The 15,771-nt window shown below is 50.1% G+C and carries 14 protein-coding genes and 1 pseudogene; 4 read left to right on the top strand and 11 right to left on the bottom strand.

All coding sequences use genetic code 11. The annotated features are described in order from the left end of the window. Positions 1–20: 20 nt before the first annotated feature. From MHB80_RS07925 to MHB80_RS07910, 4 genes are all read right to left on the bottom strand, one after another. Positions 21–1,508, bottom strand: a complete 1,488-nt coding sequence (locus MHB80_RS07925; RefSeq protein ID WP_341281644.1) for an N-acetylmuramoyl-L-alanine amidase family protein — start codon at positions 1,506–1,508, stop codon at positions 21–23. Between the two features lie 624 nt (positions 1,509–2,132). Continuing rightward, positions 2,133–2,708: an RNA 2'-phosphotransferase gene (locus MHB80_RS07920; RefSeq protein WP_341281643.1), complete on the bottom strand. Its 576-nt coding sequence runs from the start codon at positions 2,706–2,708 to the stop codon at positions 2,133–2,135. 3 nt (positions 2,709–2,711) lie between these two features. Beyond that, positions 2,712–4,130: an RtcB family protein gene (locus MHB80_RS07915; RefSeq protein WP_341281642.1), complete on the bottom strand. Its 1,419-nt coding sequence runs from the start codon at positions 4,128–4,130 to the stop codon at positions 2,712–2,714. Between the two features lie 58 nt (positions 4,131–4,188). Continuing rightward, entirely contained in the window at positions 4,189–4,980 is a 792-nt protein-coding gene (locus MHB80_RS07910) for a nucleotidyltransferase domain-containing protein (RefSeq protein WP_341281641.1), read from the bottom strand. 316 nt (positions 4,981–5,296) lie between these two features. Between MHB80_RS07910 and MHB80_RS07905 the strand changes: the two are divergent. Further along, positions 5,297–5,734: pseudogene (locus MHB80_RS07905) on the top strand (pyridoxal-phosphate dependent enzyme); the annotation flags it as partial. A 17-nt stretch (positions 5,735–5,751) separates the two neighbouring features. On the opposite strand, the gene MHB80_RS07900 reads toward MHB80_RS07905, so the two are convergent. From MHB80_RS07900 to MHB80_RS07890, 3 genes are all read right to left on the bottom strand, one after another. Beyond that, entirely contained in the window at positions 5,752–6,858 is a 1,107-nt protein-coding gene (locus MHB80_RS07900) for a slipin family protein (protein ID WP_341282898.1), read from the bottom strand. A 27-nt stretch (positions 6,859–6,885) separates the two neighbouring features. Next, positions 6,886–7,143, bottom strand: coding sequence for a hypothetical protein (locus MHB80_RS07895; RefSeq protein WP_341281640.1), 258 nt, complete (start codon positions 7,141–7,143; stop codon positions 6,886–6,888). 307 nt (positions 7,144–7,450) lie between these two features. Continuing rightward, a complete protein-coding gene (locus MHB80_RS07890; RefSeq protein ID WP_341282897.1) occupies positions 7,451–8,866 on the bottom strand; it encodes an RtcB family protein in 1,416 nt (471 codons plus the stop codon). Positions 8,867–9,099: 233 nt separating this feature from the next. On the opposite strand from MHB80_RS07890, the gene MHB80_RS07885 reads away from it, so the two are divergent. From MHB80_RS07885 to MHB80_RS07875, 3 genes are all read left to right on the top strand, one after another. Further along, on the top strand, positions 9,100–10,419 hold the full coding sequence (locus tag MHB80_RS07885) for a WYL domain-containing protein (RefSeq protein ID WP_341281639.1): 1,320 nt from the start codon (positions 9,100–9,102) through the stop codon (positions 10,417–10,419). Next, on the top strand, positions 10,406–11,227 hold the full coding sequence (locus MHB80_RS07880; RefSeq protein ID WP_341281638.1) for a WYL domain-containing protein: 822 nt from the start codon (positions 10,406–10,408) through the stop codon (positions 11,225–11,227). The genes MHB80_RS07885 and MHB80_RS07880 overlap by 14 nt, the downstream gene beginning before the upstream one ends. A 123-nt stretch (positions 11,228–11,350) precedes the next feature. After that, positions 11,351–11,743, top strand: coding sequence for a DUF4190 domain-containing protein (locus MHB80_RS07875; RefSeq protein ID WP_341281637.1), 393 nt, complete (start codon positions 11,351–11,353; stop codon positions 11,741–11,743). 109 nt (positions 11,744–11,852) lie between these two features. Here MHB80_RS07875 and MHB80_RS07870 read toward each other — a convergent pair whose 3' ends face one another. The 4 genes from MHB80_RS07870 to MHB80_RS07855 form a co-directional block, all read right to left on the bottom strand. Next, positions 11,853–12,779 (bottom strand): HNH endonuclease, encoded by a 927-nt coding sequence (locus tag MHB80_RS07870; protein WP_341281636.1) that lies wholly within the window; start codon positions 12,777–12,779, stop codon positions 11,853–11,855. A 97-nt stretch (positions 12,780–12,876) separates the two neighbouring features. Continuing rightward, positions 12,877–13,833 carry an HD domain-containing protein gene (locus MHB80_RS07865; protein WP_341281635.1) on the bottom strand — a complete coding sequence of 319 codons (957 nt, stop codon included), beginning with the start codon at positions 13,831–13,833 and terminating at the stop codon, positions 12,877–12,879. Beyond that, positions 13,830–14,393, bottom strand: coding sequence for an HD domain-containing protein (locus tag MHB80_RS07860; protein ID WP_341281634.1), 564 nt, complete (start codon positions 14,391–14,393; stop codon positions 13,830–13,832). Before MHB80_RS07860 ends, MHB80_RS07865 begins: the two co-directional genes overlap by 4 nt. A gap of 268 nt (positions 14,394–14,661) precedes the next feature. After that, positions 14,662–15,372, bottom strand: coding sequence for an S-layer homology domain-containing protein (locus MHB80_RS07855; protein ID WP_341281633.1), 711 nt, complete (start codon positions 15,370–15,372; stop codon positions 14,662–14,664). Positions 15,373–15,771 lie beyond the last annotated feature (399 nt).

Below are 15,771 nucleotides of genomic sequence, written 5' to 3'. Positions count from 1 at the left end.
ATTGAAAGAAACAAGCTGTACTATTTAATACCCAAATATTCTTTAATTCCCTCAACGATGCCGATTGCCATACGCATTTCCACCGTTTCATTCGTTATAACCGCCAAATCCGACGCGTTGCTCATAAAGCCTGTCTCGAGCAAAACCGCTGGCATGGTTGTCTCTCGTATGACGTGATAGTTGCCGTATTTCACTCCGCGATCTTTCAGACCAGTCGCTTCCACCAAATAGCGATGAATCGTCTTAGCTAATGGTATGCTCGAATCCCGCGCATAATACGTCTCTGTGCCTGAAGCTGTAGATGTCGTGTAGCCGTTGGCATGCAGGGAGACGAATAAATCGGCATTCAGTGCATTTGCCAACTTCGCACGATTCGAAAGGCTGAGTGTCGTATCATCGTTTCGTGTCATCACTACATTAATGGCAGACACCTGCTTCAGCAGCTGCTCGACTTTCAAGGAAAGCGTCAGATTGATTATTTTTTCCTGCAGTCCTGTCAGCGCCACCTTGCCCGGCTCCACTCCGCCGTGGCCCGGATCAATAACCACGATTTTTTTGCCGTCCGAGCTGATGGGCGGCACAATCGGCGCACCGCCTACGTCGCCGTCCACATTAAGATCAACGACATATAGGCCAGAATCATCGCTGACAAGCTGATAGGAGGTCGCCTGTCTCAAATCCAAAACGATGCGAATAGCCGATGGCTCGCGGGTAAACAAAGAATAACGCACCTTAGTAACATCTGAGCTGTCCGTAATCACAAGCTCGCCCATCTGGCTGCCATTCAAAGCTTGTCCATCGCCAAACGACGGCGCAAAAGCCGAATTTGGCAAATCGATGACAAGGCGATCCGGCGCCTTCATCGCGAAAATTTTCGGCCCTACTTTGCCGCTTGTCGTGACGATCAGGCGGTTGTCATTAAAGCTGATAGCGCTAACGGTTGACACGCCACTCGGGCTAGCTCCATCAATAATGGTGCCTCCCGTTTCGGAAGGTGGCGGAGTAACTGGGGCCGTTCCCCCCTCATCGATGACCACCTCTGGAATCGGGCTCGTTAAAGTGACCGTCTTCGCCTTGTTGTTCCAGCCTACCTTGAGGTTCATCTGCTCGCCTATGAAGCGCAGGGGAACGAGTGTCGTTCCTTTTTTAATTACAGGAGGAGCATCTATATCTACGGTTTCCGTATTGACCTTTGCCGCTTTCTGGCCTACTGTCATTTCAATGTGCATGCCTTCTTTGCTAATCGTGACGGTCTGGGTCTGCTTATTCCAGAGCACATCGTACCCCAAGCTTTCCGATACGACCCGAATCGGGACCATCACTTTTTTGTCAATAATTTCGGCTTTCGTGTTCTCAGGCTGAACAAGCTCCGTTCCGTCCAAAATCACCTTCGTATCCACTGCTGCAAAGCTTTTTTCTGGAAGCGCCAACAAAAAAATAAATAATACCATCAAAAAACCAAGCTTCTTCATCATACTCTCCTGCAATTGTGACTTTTTTTGAATCATTGTTACCTCTCAACCCCAAATCATTTTCAATAATTTCCCACAAGAAATTAGACGAGTTTATATGGGAAAAGTTGCATACAGAATAAAAAAGGCGCCCTTCGAGGGGCACATGCCACTTCGAAAGACGCCTCAGCTATTTTTTCATTTCTTTGTTAGGCTACAACGTGCCTACAGACTAATTAAACGTTATTCATATACCCTGACTTATTAAGAAAAATCGCTATCTGTTTGTGTCCACACGCTTCATAGGGATTGCGACGGCAAGTTGGATAGAGACGGCGACGGTGTGGCATGTGTTTCAATCCACGCACTCCATACGGAGTGCGACCTTTATTAGGCACTACTACTCGTGCTGCTGGATTGTTTCAATCCACGCACTCCATACGGAGTGCGACAGCGAAAATACATACAATTGATATCATCATGGCATCAATTCACGATCTTTTCAAGAAAAATAATACTAAGCGGATATGATTAAAACCTTGACATTTTAGAGAATTACTCAAAATCGACACGTATCGACATTTTCTGAGGTGCGAATCCCCTAGGAATTTCATGGGAGCTTCACATTCGCACCAAAAAACGGCTGCGATTACCTCAGCGCATATTATAATTCTTTTTCACCTAAGATTTACCCGCTTCAATCGGAAAATCATAAATCCGGCAGCATTCCGCCGGAATCGCCTCCGCCAGCCAAACCTCATTGCCTGCATAATAAAAAATAACGCCATGCTCTGCAGCAAGCTGCGTATCCACTTCCAACATCACCAGCTTGCCTTTGCGGCTGCCCGCGAGGGCTGCAAAATCCAGCCCTTCCGACAGATGGCAATACTGGCGGCCCATCGCTTGAATGCCTTCGCGCAAAATCGCCGCCACTACCGCTTCGTTTGTGCCGTGATACAGAATCTCCGGCGGCACCGCTGCCGGATAACTGACCTTTTGCACGCTATGCCCATAACGGGCGCGAATGCGCCCGTCTGCAAGCTCAAAGCGCTGTTTAGATGAGCGCTCCACAACATAAAGGATATGCGCTTCCGTTATGCTGCTCCAATCCGGCTGCCGGTTAATGGCAGCCAGCAGCTCGCTTAGCAAGCAGGAGCCATCCGCTTCATCGAGCAGGATGCCAAACTTTTCTGGCGCATGCCGCAAAATTTTGGTCATCATCTTGCTGAGGCTTTTTTCCCGTTTATCCGTCAACATCGCTTAAGCCCCCTTAATCGTAGCCAGCGGCTTGCATTTGGCCACAACCTCGGCCAGTCCAGCACCAACGACACTCTCAATAATTTGATCAACATCCTTGTACGCCTGTGGCGACTCATCGACCATCGACTCCAGCGAGCGCTGGTTGAGAACAATTTCATCCTCCAGCCCTACACGCATCGATGCGGCAAACTCTTCAACTGTAATGAGTCGTTTGCTCGCACTCCGCGAGCGGATGCGTCCAGCTCCATGGCAGATGGAGTGATAATTGTCGCGGCCTCCCGGCTTGCCCACCATAATGTAGGAGGAGGAGCCCATCGAGCCGGGAATAAGCGCCGGATGCCCGGTTTCCCTGTATGGTTCTGGGTTATCCGGGTGCTGCGCAGGGAGCGCTCTTGTCGCCCCTTTGCGATGAACAAAATACGAATGCCCATCATGCTCTTCCTCCCATGCATAATTGTGCATGAGATCATACAGCGTAGACATCTCAAATTTGCTGCCAAAAACATCCTTGCCCGCTTCACGAATCGCATAAGCGATCAAATGGCGGTTGACGACCGCATAATTGAGAGCGGAATACATAAGCTCAACGTAATCTTTGCCAAGCTCGTGCGCAAGCGGCGCGAACACCAGCTTTGGATCGGCGGTGCCAAGCCCTTCGGCTTTCATCATTTTAGTCATATTGCTGCTGCAATATTGGCTCACCGAGCCGCCCCATGCGCGCGAGCCGGAATGAATCATAATGACGACCTGACCATCCTTCAAGCCCCAGGCTTCCGCGATTTCGCGGTTTTCCTCAGGAATTTCAATCGCCTGAATTTCAGCAAAATGATTGCCGCCGCCGAGCGTTCCCAGCTGCCTATGCGAGCGATGCCATACCCGTTCTGGGAACAAGCCCAGCGCACCGCCCTCCACATAAAATTTGCTGCTTTCCACATGCGTCAGCGAAGTCGCTTTGCGCGGTGTATAGGCGTCCGGAATATATTTTTTCGGCAAGCCATGCAATCCTTTTTTCACAACATGCTCTAATCGAATATCTGAAAAATGGCCCCGCCCATGCTCTTCCATCGGCAAATATTTCTCAATCGCCTTCACCAGCTTGCGGCGCAGCTTCACATCCTTCAATTCATCCTTGTGCAAATTGGTCAAATGAACCCGCATGCCGCAGCCAATATCGCTGCCGACAATCGAAGGCGAGACGTAGCCGTCCTCCATATTCCATACCGCGGTCGTTCCAATGCACGTACCAACGCCAACATGAACGTCAGGCGTGTAACCCATATAAACTTGATTCGGTATTTGCAAATTGTTGTTTGCCAGCTCAAAAACCTTATAGTCCAGCGCCGCGAACAGCTCTGGCCCCGCATATACATGCACCTGCCCCGAAGGCAGCTTCACTTGTTGATAATAGTTTTGTAACATAATCTAAATTTCCTCGTTTCCTATGCTGCGGCTGCGCCCTGCCGCCTTACCTGTCGCCCTATTCTGCGCCCGGCCCCCATATTTCCCGGAGTGCCGAGCGAAATAGTTCATCCAGCGCTTGATCCTGCTTCTGCTCTGAAGCTGGCGCTTGCTTTGCCACTTCCTCGTAATAGGCGATGCGCCTAGCGAGAAAATCGTTTATAACGCTGATCTTTGGCTCCAAATCCAGCTCAATGCCCGCTTTCTTGCGTTCAAGCAGCGTCAGCACCTCACGCTTAAGCAACGATTCCGGCAGCAGTTCATGCACCAGTTCCTCAAAGGACAAGGGCGGTACGCCGCCACGTTCCTCAACCCATTGGCAGGCGAGCACTGGGCGCAGCACGTAGAAATATTTTTTGATTTTTACTTGGTCGCCCTGCAAATACTCACGAAAGTTTCCTTTCGCCATATGCAGGTAATGATAGATGCTGGAGCGCGGCGAGAAGCTCGCCGGAGCAGCCTCGCGAATTTGCTCCGCTATCGTCGTCTCCTCCAAATAGTTGATCGGCGATTGCAGCCATTCCAGCAGCGGCGGGTTCGATTTGCGGAATAAATTCAGCGCTTTTTTCAAATCCCAGCCGTTAATATCGAGCATGTCGCTAATTGGGCGTTCAATCACATCGCGCTGCTCAAAAATCGATAAATACCAATTCGTCTCCCGTACATAAATAAATCTTACATCGTAATCACTGTCCTTCGACGGGAAGCCCCATGCGCGGCTGCCTGACTCACAGGCATACACAATACGCACGCGTTCCTCCACTTCTATTTTGCGCAGCTCGGCTGCTATTTTAGCTTTATAATCGCTCATCCGAAGCCCTCCTTTGTTTTTTTGGCAACAAAAAAGAAGCCACGGACATTCGAGCATCGTCCATAGCTTCTTAAGTGAATAGAGCTATTGCAAGTCGGTATAGACAGCGCACAGCTGACCTATACTCCTTCGACTTACAGCAGTTGTTTCCGCTGAGGCCGACCCGCATGGACGATAGATATGAAATTGGTTTGTGGGATAATCATCATATTTACGGACATTTGTTTCGGCCTCCCTTCAAGTTATTTCATTTATCTTACTTGCGTCCCCAGCATTTGTCAACCCATTTTTAACTAATTTACGATGGATACTGCACGATACGGACGGTGAAGTTGATATTTTCATAGCTGGTTTTGGAACAGGCGGTACCATATCTGGCGTAGGGAGACTCTTGAAGGAACGCAAGCCCGCTGTGCAAATTATTGCGATCCAGCCCTACGATTCGCCAGTACTATCTGGAGGCAAGCCGGGCAGACATGCTATTCAGGGACTTGGCGCCGGATTTATTCCAAACAACTTCCACAGCCAATATGTCGATGAGATTTTCATAGTTAAAAAAGAAGATGCGTTTGCAACTGCACGACTGCTTGCACGAACCGTGGGCCTGCTGGCCGGAATCTCCTCCGGCGCTGCTGCATATGCAGCAGCACAAATTGCCAACCGACCAACCAACGTAGGCAAAACCATCGTCGTTGTGCTTCCAGACAGCGGAGAGCGTTATTTATCTACATCGCTATTCCCTTCTATCGATTAGTATGAGATTTCGCCCTTTCACTCATGCTTTGCGCTCAGCAGCGAATTAAGCTGCTCCAGCATATTGCCGCCGCTGGACAGCGAAATCGTGCCGATTTTCTCGCAAATCTTTTCCATGAATTCAAGCTCCTTGAGACGGTACAGCGTCATATTCTCATCCATCAGCTTCGCCGTGTTCAGCAAGCTGCGGGTCGAAGCCGTTTCCTCGCGGCGGGTAATGAGATTGGCTTGCGCCTTCTTCTCCGCAATGAGCACCGTGTTCATAATATCCTTAATATCGCCCGGCAAAATAATATCCTTCACGCCAGCGGACAAAAACTGGACGCCGTAATCATCACCTTTCTCATTCAAGCGTGACAGCACGAAAGCGGCAATTTCCTGCTTCATCTTCAGCAGGTCATCGAGGCGCAGCGTACCGACATACTCCCGCAAAATCAGCTGCAGCGCAATATACACCTGATCCTCAAACGATTTGATCATCAGCACTTTAAGCGGATCGGTGATTTTGTATTGGCAGACGAAGTTAAGCCGCAGCGTTACTTTGTCTTCTGTCATCATTTCTTGACCAGTCAGATCAAGCTGCTGCTGGCGGAGATCCGTTTTGCGGACGAGCACCGTCGTCGGGCCATTCCAAAAATAATATTTGCCCGGCGCCAGCTCGCGCTGCATGACATTGTTGTAAAACAGCGCCGCCGTCTCATAATTCGCTACCTCCACGCACTGGTAGTAGCCATTTAGCTTCGACATAATCGCGAGATTAATGTCCTTGCCAATCTCAGGCTGGCGGATGTCCGCATGAACAAACGTGTGCTTTTTCAGCACATTCCAGAAAATATGCTTGCCCGCCGTCAGCAGGGCACTAAACTTGCCGTCCACATAGTGCAGCACATATTCATAATCCTGCACCTCAACGATTGTCAGCTGGGCGAGCAGCTCCTGATCCTGCAGAAACAGCTCGGCATCCTTGCCTGGAATTTGAAAACGCTTCGTTACATTCAGCACGATAGCCGTTTCCTCGCGCCATGCGGACAAGCGGTATTTGCCTGGCTGCAAAAGCTTAACGTAACCGCCTTTACGGAACAGCAGCGCACGCTCGTCGTCTTGTATAATCAATGGATTTTTGATTTTAGTCGTCATATAAAGCCACCTCATTCAGGTTGGTTGATCAGTTGTGATTCTTACAATCAGGAATGCTTCCTGCGGATAAAGCGGAATCAGGCTTAAGAGCATCGCTAGGCGCAGCAATCTGTGCGGTGCTCTGCGAAGCATACAGCCGCGTTCAACTTCAACCGGCCGATCCTTCGCTCTGCCTAGCGCAAAATATACCCGCTTACCCTGCTCGGTATCCACCGATTGCATAGCCGTGCCGCAGCGCCGCCGTACAGGCCGGCATGAGCATTCCTGCTGCAAGAGTCCCCTAATTTTTTTGCTCCTTGGAAGGGAGTTGATGTGTGCTATAGCATAGCTACAGCTGCTCCAATGCTCCGTATCAAAACGGTTGGGATTCGAACCCAAGTTCTAAAGCTGGTGGGGATGAAGCTTCATGCACTTTGCAGCACACAAGCGCACAGCGTACGCCCGTACTGCTGGACCCTAATGAAATCCATGCCATGGCAAAGCCATAAGCTAGCAACCCAATCTATTATTGAAGTTATCTTAAATAGCAAAGTTAAGGAGCTGCGGGGAAATTAGCGGTACTTTATTTTCGCCACAGTCTCTAAGTGCCTTTAATCGCAGCCATCGGCTGGCATTTGGCAACGACAGCGGCAAGCGATGCGCCGACCACACTGTCGATAATTTGATCCACATCCTTGTAGGCTTGCGGGCATTCATCGAGAATGTCTTGCAGCGAGCGGTGGTTGACCAAAATCTCATCGTCGCTTCCGACGCGCAGCGATTGCTCGAATTGATCGACGGTGACCAGCTGCTTTGTCGCCCGTCTCGATCTGGCGCGGCCTGCTCCATGGCAGATGGAATAAAAGTTTTTTAAGCCCTCATCCTTGCCGACCATAATATAGGATGCCGTTCCCATCGAGCCTGGAATGAGGGCAGGATGCCCCGTCTCCTTATAAGCAGGCGTATTTAGAAAATGGTTCGGCGGCAGCGCGCGTGTCGCGCCCTTCCGGTGAACAAGCATCGGCTGCTTGCGGTGAAACTCCTTCAGCGCGTAATTATGCATGAGATCATACAGCACAGGCAGCTGCATTTCAGGGCCAAAAACATCCCTGAACGCTTGCTGGACGCCAAAAGCAATCATATGGCGGTTACTGACGGCAAAGTTCAGCGCCGAATACATCAGGTTCAAATACATTTGCCCTTCATAGCTTGCAATCGGGGCATAAACCAAATTCGGATCAGGGCTACTAATCCCCCACTGATTCATCGCTTCTTTAATCACTTTGTTGTGTTCTCGTCCAACCATTGCGCCCCATGCACGCGAACCGGAATGAATCATGACGACGACCTGGCCGTCAAACAAGCCCCATTTTTTCGCCAATTCGCTGTATTCCTCGTTGATGTCCAAATATTGAAGCTCAATAAAATGGTTCCCGTTGCCGAGCGACCCAAGCTGCCCGTGGGCACTGCGCTTAATACGCGGCGGTAAATGCTCCAATGCTTTATGATCAAAGGCGAATGCCGATTGCTCTACATGTGTCAGCCATTGCTCATTCGGCACATATTTGGCTGGCAGCCCTTTAAGCCCATGCTGCACAACGCTCATAATGTCGATATCCTCATAATTCGTATTCGTCCGCTCATGGGTTGGCACGTATTTTTCAATCGCACTAATCAGTGCTCGGCGTACCTCTTTATCTTGAATATCTCGCTTATGCAGCGGCGTTGTGTGAACCCGCATTCCGCAGCCAATATCTGAGCCGACTATCGACGGCGAGATAAAGCCGTCCTTCATATTCCACACCGCTGTTGTGCCAATGCATGTTCCTACTCCGATGTGCGCATCTGGTGTATAGCTCATATATTGATTGCGCGGGATGCGCAGATTGTTGTCCGCCATCGTATAGGCATTAGGCTCAAGCGCTGCAAATACTTCATCATTTGCATACACATGCAGCTTTCCGCTCGGAAGGCTGAGCTCGCGGTGATTGGTTCCCTTAAGCTGAATCATTTTCATTGTGTTAGTCATTGCTGTTCCTCCTTCATCCTGATCGCGTCGCTGACGCTCCGTGGCCTGCCTTATAGATCTGATTTTGCCTTAAAATCCCTCCCACGAACATGGCGAAAGTATTACGAGCAGGAAAAATATAACGAATATTCGCGCCTATGGTCTTTTTTGACAACGCTACTAATCCTCCATAGAATAAAACAATAGATAGCGAGAGTAAGCTGGAAGGCAGGGGAACACAGGTGGCTAAAGAAAGCTTCGATAAAGAGATTCAGTTTCTGCGCATGCTTGTCTTGACGAGCGGGGCCTACAATCGGCAGCAATTCGCAGATCGGCTCGGCATCTCCATTCATACATTTGACAAAACGATTAAAAAGCTTAAGGAAATTGTAAACGCCGTCTACCAGCAGCTTCCCGAGGAACAAGGCAAGGAATTTGCCGAGACGGTTCGCTATAGCTATTTCGATTCCGCCGATCATATGCTGCTTTTTCTATTCCGCGCCAAGTCGCTGAAGGAGACCGAAAGCAAGCGTATTTCGCTGCTGCTGGAAGCGCTGCAAAGCGGTCGTGCACTAACTGCCATGGAGTTGATGGACGCCTGCTGCGACAATATACCCGCTGAGCTGGCGCCACCGGATGAAAAAACGATTCGCAGTGATTTGAAATATTTGGAGGAGGTCGGCGTCATCCGCAAAGAGCCGGGGCCTCGCCCGTACCGCTACCGCTTGGCGAACGAGCTGGTGCAGGAGCTGACGGAGGATGAGCTGCTGGATTTATACGATTTTGCCGACGTCATGGCGAATACGCATGTCCCTTCCGTGCAGGGCTATATGCTTCGCGACAGCTTGAAGAAGCATTTGCTGCGCACGCAGGAGAGCGCAGCGACGCTGGATGCTTTTTTATATAAATACCACTTCTACTCCCGCCTGCTGGATGAAGCCCATTTATTTAGCCTGCTGGCGGCCATTCGCGAACGCCGCAAGGTGAAATTTCTGTATTTTTCACCGAAAAAAGAAACCAGCTACGCCTCCCGAAACACCAACCCATTGTTCGAGCGCGATACAACGGGCAAGGAGGAGGTTGCCATACCGATTAAAGTCGTATATGACCACCAGTATGGACGCTGGTATTTGCTCGGCTTCCGCTCAGGCAAAGGCATTGTGAAATACAGGATGGAAGGCATGACGCAAATTCAGGAGGGCGAAGCAGTGCCGCAGGAGCAATTTGAGCAGCATCTGGCGCAGCTGGAAGCACGCACGGCGCAAAGCTGGCTCATTGATACGGGAAGAACCGTTACGGTGCGTGCCCGTTTCTTCCATCCTGTAGGAGCACCGCAAAACTTCATTAAGGAACGCGTGTTGCTGCAGGGCCAGTGGGGACGCATTAGCGAGGAGGCTGGGGCAGATTCTTTTTTATATGAGATCGAAGTGAACGGCACATTCGAAATAAGACCTTGGCTGCGCAGCTTCGGCTCAAGCTGTGAGGTGCTGGAGCCGCTCCATTTGCGCAAAGAGATGATTGACGAATGGAAGGAGATTGCTGGATACTATGAATCCGTTTGAGAAAATTTTCAACTATCAGCTCATGTCCCGCCTTGAAGACTCCGGCACCTTTATGGTGACCGGGAATGAACGAAGCTGGCTCAAGGCGATGCTGCAGCATCCTGAAGCGGTGCAGGCTTTTGCGCCTGGAACACTCGCGAAGCTCGAAAGCCTGCTTGAGCAGGACAGCGTGATGGAGACCGCCGGTCCGCTCATTCAGAAAGCCGCCAGCAAAGAGATGCAAGTGTACCACCCGCTGCTGCGCCAGCTTAGACGCTCGATTATGCAGCGCAACCAGATCAAGCTAAGCTACATGATCAAAAACGGCAGACAGAACAATCACCAATCCGGTGTGCCCTATAAGCTGGAATATTCCATGGTAAAAAAAGAATGGTATTTGCTCTGGTACCATCAGCGCCACAGGTCGCTAATGAGCACGAAGCTGCAAACGATTCTCGCTATTGAAGATGTACCTTGCCCGCCCGAGCGTTATATACAGCTTACCGCCTCCACTCAGGCACTGCTTGCTAAACGCAGCACTACCGCCATCATTCAGGTTGTGGAAATGTATAACCCGGAGCTGTCGCGGATTTTGTATGCTTTTTCCTGCTTTGAGAAGTCTGTGTCCTACGATGACCAGCTTAATCGTTATACGATCGAGCTTACATTTCCTAACAATGAAGCCGAATATGTATTGTCGAAAATCCGCTTTCTCGGCAAGCGGATTAAAGTGACCCAAGGTGATTATTTGCAGCGCCGCATGCGGGAGGCGTCCTCCCTTGCGCTCGCAAGATATGGAGCAGCAAAGGCAGACATTGAGCCAGAATAATCGTTCGATAAGCCCGTTTTGTCCCACTCATTGCCAAGTAATGTATAGCCTTCGGGCAAAAAGAGACGTATAATGATGGAAACCCTGATTTCATCATATTTCCAAGCTTAGGAGGAACCACCCTTGAACGACTATAACAATGGGCATAACTATCAAAACCATGCGCCATTTCAGCCCCCATTCCAGCCACCAGTGCAGAAGACGAATGGTGCTGCAATTGCCGCGCTCGTTTGCGGCATTACATCCTTTATTCCATTCATTGGTATATTGCTCGGCATTGTCGCGATCGTAATGGGTATCGTTTCGCTGAATCAAATTCCCAAAACGCGCGAGCAAGGACGCGGCATGGCGATTGCCGGCCTCATTTGCGGAGCTATTAGCTTATTCCTCAGCTTGCTGCTGTTTTTACTTTTTATAATTGGCATGCTGAGCTACGAGGACAGCATGTACAACTATAGCTGGAACGAAAGCTACTACAATGCCTCCATCCAGCTTGTCAACGCATTAAACTTGTAGAGGCTGGCTCCAGCTCCACTTCCAGCTCTTCCATAATCACAAATAAGCGCCAACATACCGCGCAGCGATTGCTGCCCGCTCGTATGTTGGCGCTTTTCGTATGCGGGAGCTACACTTCCCGCATAAAATCCTCAAGGTTTTTGTCTGCCTTCGACTGGTTGCACATATGGCAAGCGCAAACGCAATTGTCCGGCGTCGTATGGCCGCCCTTGGCGCGCGGAAGCATGTGGTCGATCGTATCCCCATACTGCTTGCAAAAGAAGCAAGTATAATTATCCCGCGTTAAAATATATTTGCGAAAATCTTTATTGCTGAATAACCTGCGAATCGTCCGGCGATTCACGACAACGGCGGCATGCTCGTTAACGAGTATAACGGCCAGCTCCAGTTCAATTTCCTGATACCACTGCCTGCCCTTGTCGGTCTTGCCTCTCATCCATACCGTGCCTTGCCCGGAAGGACGCAAATAGGTTGGGTCGGTCGGCGAATGATTCGACGGCTTCGGCAGAGGGCGCTGCTTCGGCGAGCGGGCAGCGGTCTTCGCCCGCGGTGCCTTCTTCTCCGGCTTGCGTACCGCGCCTGGCCTGCTCGCCGCGCTGAACTCCTGCACCACCGCCACCGCCGCTGAATCCGTTACCAGCGGCTGGGCGCCTGCTTTCGGGGCAACTGCGCTGGCTTTCGCCGCTTCCCTGCCGCCCGTCTCCTTCGCGGCTTGCTCCGCTGCGGCGGCTACTGCCGCTGCAGCCTTCGCCCGCCTTCTCCTCCCGCCGCGTTTCCTGCGGGACTTCTTCAGGACGCCAGCCGCCGCCGCTTCCGGCCTAGACTCATCTGAGGCGCCTGCTTGTACAACTGGCGCCTCCACAACAGCTACTGGCGCGGCCTGCGAGCTCGCCCGTTCTTTCCTGCAGGAGCGGCAGGCGCCGCGCCGCGAGTCAGGACCCGAGCGCCGGCCTGTGCGGCGCAAAAAATCGCCAAGCGGCTTGTCTTCGTTACAGTACGCACACTGCTTGATCGGCGTTTGTATGATTTCTGCCATTGGTATTGTACGGGCCTAGCAAGCGTGAGCCTGCTTACCCGTTATTGTCACCTCAAATTTTTATAGATATGTTTGTTGCCTATTGATTTAAGTAGATTTACAGCTTCATCCGGTAGATAGGCTTATTTTCTAGCCCGCGAATAAATGGGGTCCATGGTTCCGTATCTGGCGTCGTATCCAGAGCATCCTCGACCATTTGCAGCTTGGCATCCATGGCATCAATATGATGCAATGCAACCGCTTCAGCTGTCTGAGGCTGAACCGGACTGCCCCATTCGCCCAAATTGTGATGGGAAAGCACCAAATGCTGCAAGCCGAGCACCTTTTCCGATTCCAGATCAATATCGCAGCGAATAGCTGCTTCCGTAATCCAGTTGGACGCGAGCGAAATATGTCCCATCAGCTTGCCAGACAGACTGTATTCGGAAACGATGCCGAGCTGGGCGACCATCTCCTCAGGCTTGGCAATATCATGCAGCACAATGCCTGCCTTGATCAAATCGGCATTCAGGAATGGACGCTGCTTGCAAATAAAAGCGCCAATTTCCAGCATCCGCACAATATGATAAGCAAGCCCGGCAAAATACGCATGATGATGCGTTTTAGCAGCCGGATAATGCATCAGTCTGTCCTCGACCTTATCCACGCAATACGTGACGATGGTCCGAATTTCCTGATCTTCAATGCTGGCGGTTACCTGCTTAATCGTATGCACGAGGTCGACTGGACGAACCGGCGCCGAGCGGATGAAATCCGTCAGAGCTACCCCGTCCTCTTCCGTAACCTTGCGCATGCGCGAAATTTTGATTTGCAGCTTCTCGCGGTAGGTGTGGGCGTTGCCTTGAATTTTTACCAGCCCCATTGGGAAAAAGGATTCCTTATCCGCACTTGATACATCCCAATATTTAGCGGATAGCTGGCCGCTGGCATCGCATAATACGATGTCAAAATAATCTTTCGGCGTTGCCCCGTTTGTCTGCTTCACTTCCAGCTCTCTGAGTAAATAAAATCCGGTAAAATCGTCTCCGCTCACCAGTTGGTTAATCAATGTCATAATGATCTGTCCCCGCTTTCCCTTTGACCAAACATCGCCTCAATTTTTTGATTTAAAACATCCAGCAGCGGAAAGCTGCCTTCATGGCCGAGACTGTCTGCAACCGCCTTGTAATACCATTCCTGCTGCTTTCTGCCGCGGTTGAAGCGTTCCCATACCTTCTCGCCCTCCCGCTCATAGGCAGCAAGCGTCGAGCCCATATTATGTAGCTTATCCGCGCAGGCTACCGTTTTGATATCGAGCGGCGCCTTTTTCAAATAATCCAATTTATATTGCTTGCGCTCTTCCCAAGACAAGGATTTGTCGGGCTCCGTACAGCCAACGACAATACGCGTCACTTCCGGGCCAAAACGTTCAAGCAGCGCTTCCTCCGTCGCCTCCGTATCTTCGAGCGTATCATGCAAAATGCCCGCAGCAACCCACTCCGCCTGGCAACCAGCCTCCATTAATATCATACCCACACCGAACGGATGTGAAATATAAGGAATATTTGACCCTTTGCGAAGTTGATTTCCATGCAGCACCGCTGCGTAATCAATCGCTTTTTGAATCAGGCTCATGAATGTACACCTCCAGGTTCGAGATCGTCCTGCCTTTATCTATAGATGCATCGTGATTTTTTATGTTGAAAAAGCCGGAGTTATTCAGATAAATTCCCTACAACTTTAGTCTAGCATCTTCCTGTATATGCAAACAAGCACGCGTTTAGGCCTGAACGGAAAAATCCATCAATAAAATAGCGTTTTCATGGCATAAACACAGCAAAAAAACCTCCAGCCCACTTCTTACAGCGGGTTGGAGGCTCATTGTGTCGTTTCTAAACGCTTCTTACTGTGCTGGCTTTACCCCTTGCTCTTCAAGAGACTGGTCACCCGTCTCAGCTTCGAGCTGCTCATTGTGCTCTTTAATGAATTGATGCGCATTGTACAGCATGGCTGTGGATTCAGCACGGTTCAAAACTTGCTGCGGATGGAATTCACCTTTCTCATCCAAGGCAGTAAGCTTGTACAGCAAAGCGCGTTGTATGGTGCCTTGATATTCAGTCGCAATGTCGCTCTCGTCTGAAATAACGACGTACATTTTGATCAACGGATATTGGCCGGTCTTTTCCAGCGCCTGTACGAGGTAATGCGTGAATTGCTCGCGCGTCATTGGCGCATTCGGATCAATATTAGCCGGAATGTCGAGCTCGTTGTAGTGCGCAATGATGAAGCTTTCCGCGTACCAGGCATTATTTTTCACATGATCAAAGATGCCTTCTGCTTCTGGAGCTTTATTAAATGAAATGGCGGCAAGGCTAATTTGCGTTGTCTTCACAATAAGCGAAATACCTTGTGCATTTGTTAAGTTTTCTTCCGGCTGGAACAGCGATTGCGATACGCCATTTACAATGCCTAGCCCTTGCAGCGTCTCAATTTGTGCCTTTTGCGGGGAGGTTGCGATATCCTTAAATGAACTTGCTGCGAAAGCCTGACCTGTCAGCGCTACCGATAGAGCCACGGCAGCAGAAATAGATGCTGTTGCGATACGTTTCTTCATTAGAATCAATCTCCTTTAGTTGTTGAACGCGTTCTAATCCTATAAACGATGCCTGTTTCAAAAAGGTTGCAGCCTCCTTTCGCTTTGAGCGGTTATCCCCTTAGCTCAGAAACAGATTGCCGCTTGCGGCATGAGCAGCACTAATCATTCAAACCGCCTACATGTCTAATGCAATTTAAAATAGGACTTTGATTAATCGAAGTACGTGTTGAAAAAAAACACGCCGTCAGGCCCTTTTCTGAGCTAAGGGGACAACTTATAAAAGAGAAAATTCTCGTTGCCCATAAAGGTGGATAATTGAAACTTTTAGCAGGCTGCTTCGTATAATTTGAAAGGGCATACATTTTTTGCTCAAAGCCCTTAACATTCGGTTTTGAATAACCGATAAATGGGAGAGAC

The sequence above is a fragment of the Paenibacillus sp. FSL H8-0537 genome (assembly GCF_038051995.1).
Taxonomy (GTDB): Bacteria; Bacillota; Bacilli; order Paenibacillales; family Paenibacillaceae; genus Pristimantibacillus.
Note: the sequence above shows the minus strand (reverse complement) of the source record. Positions and strands in the feature narration are given on the sequence as shown.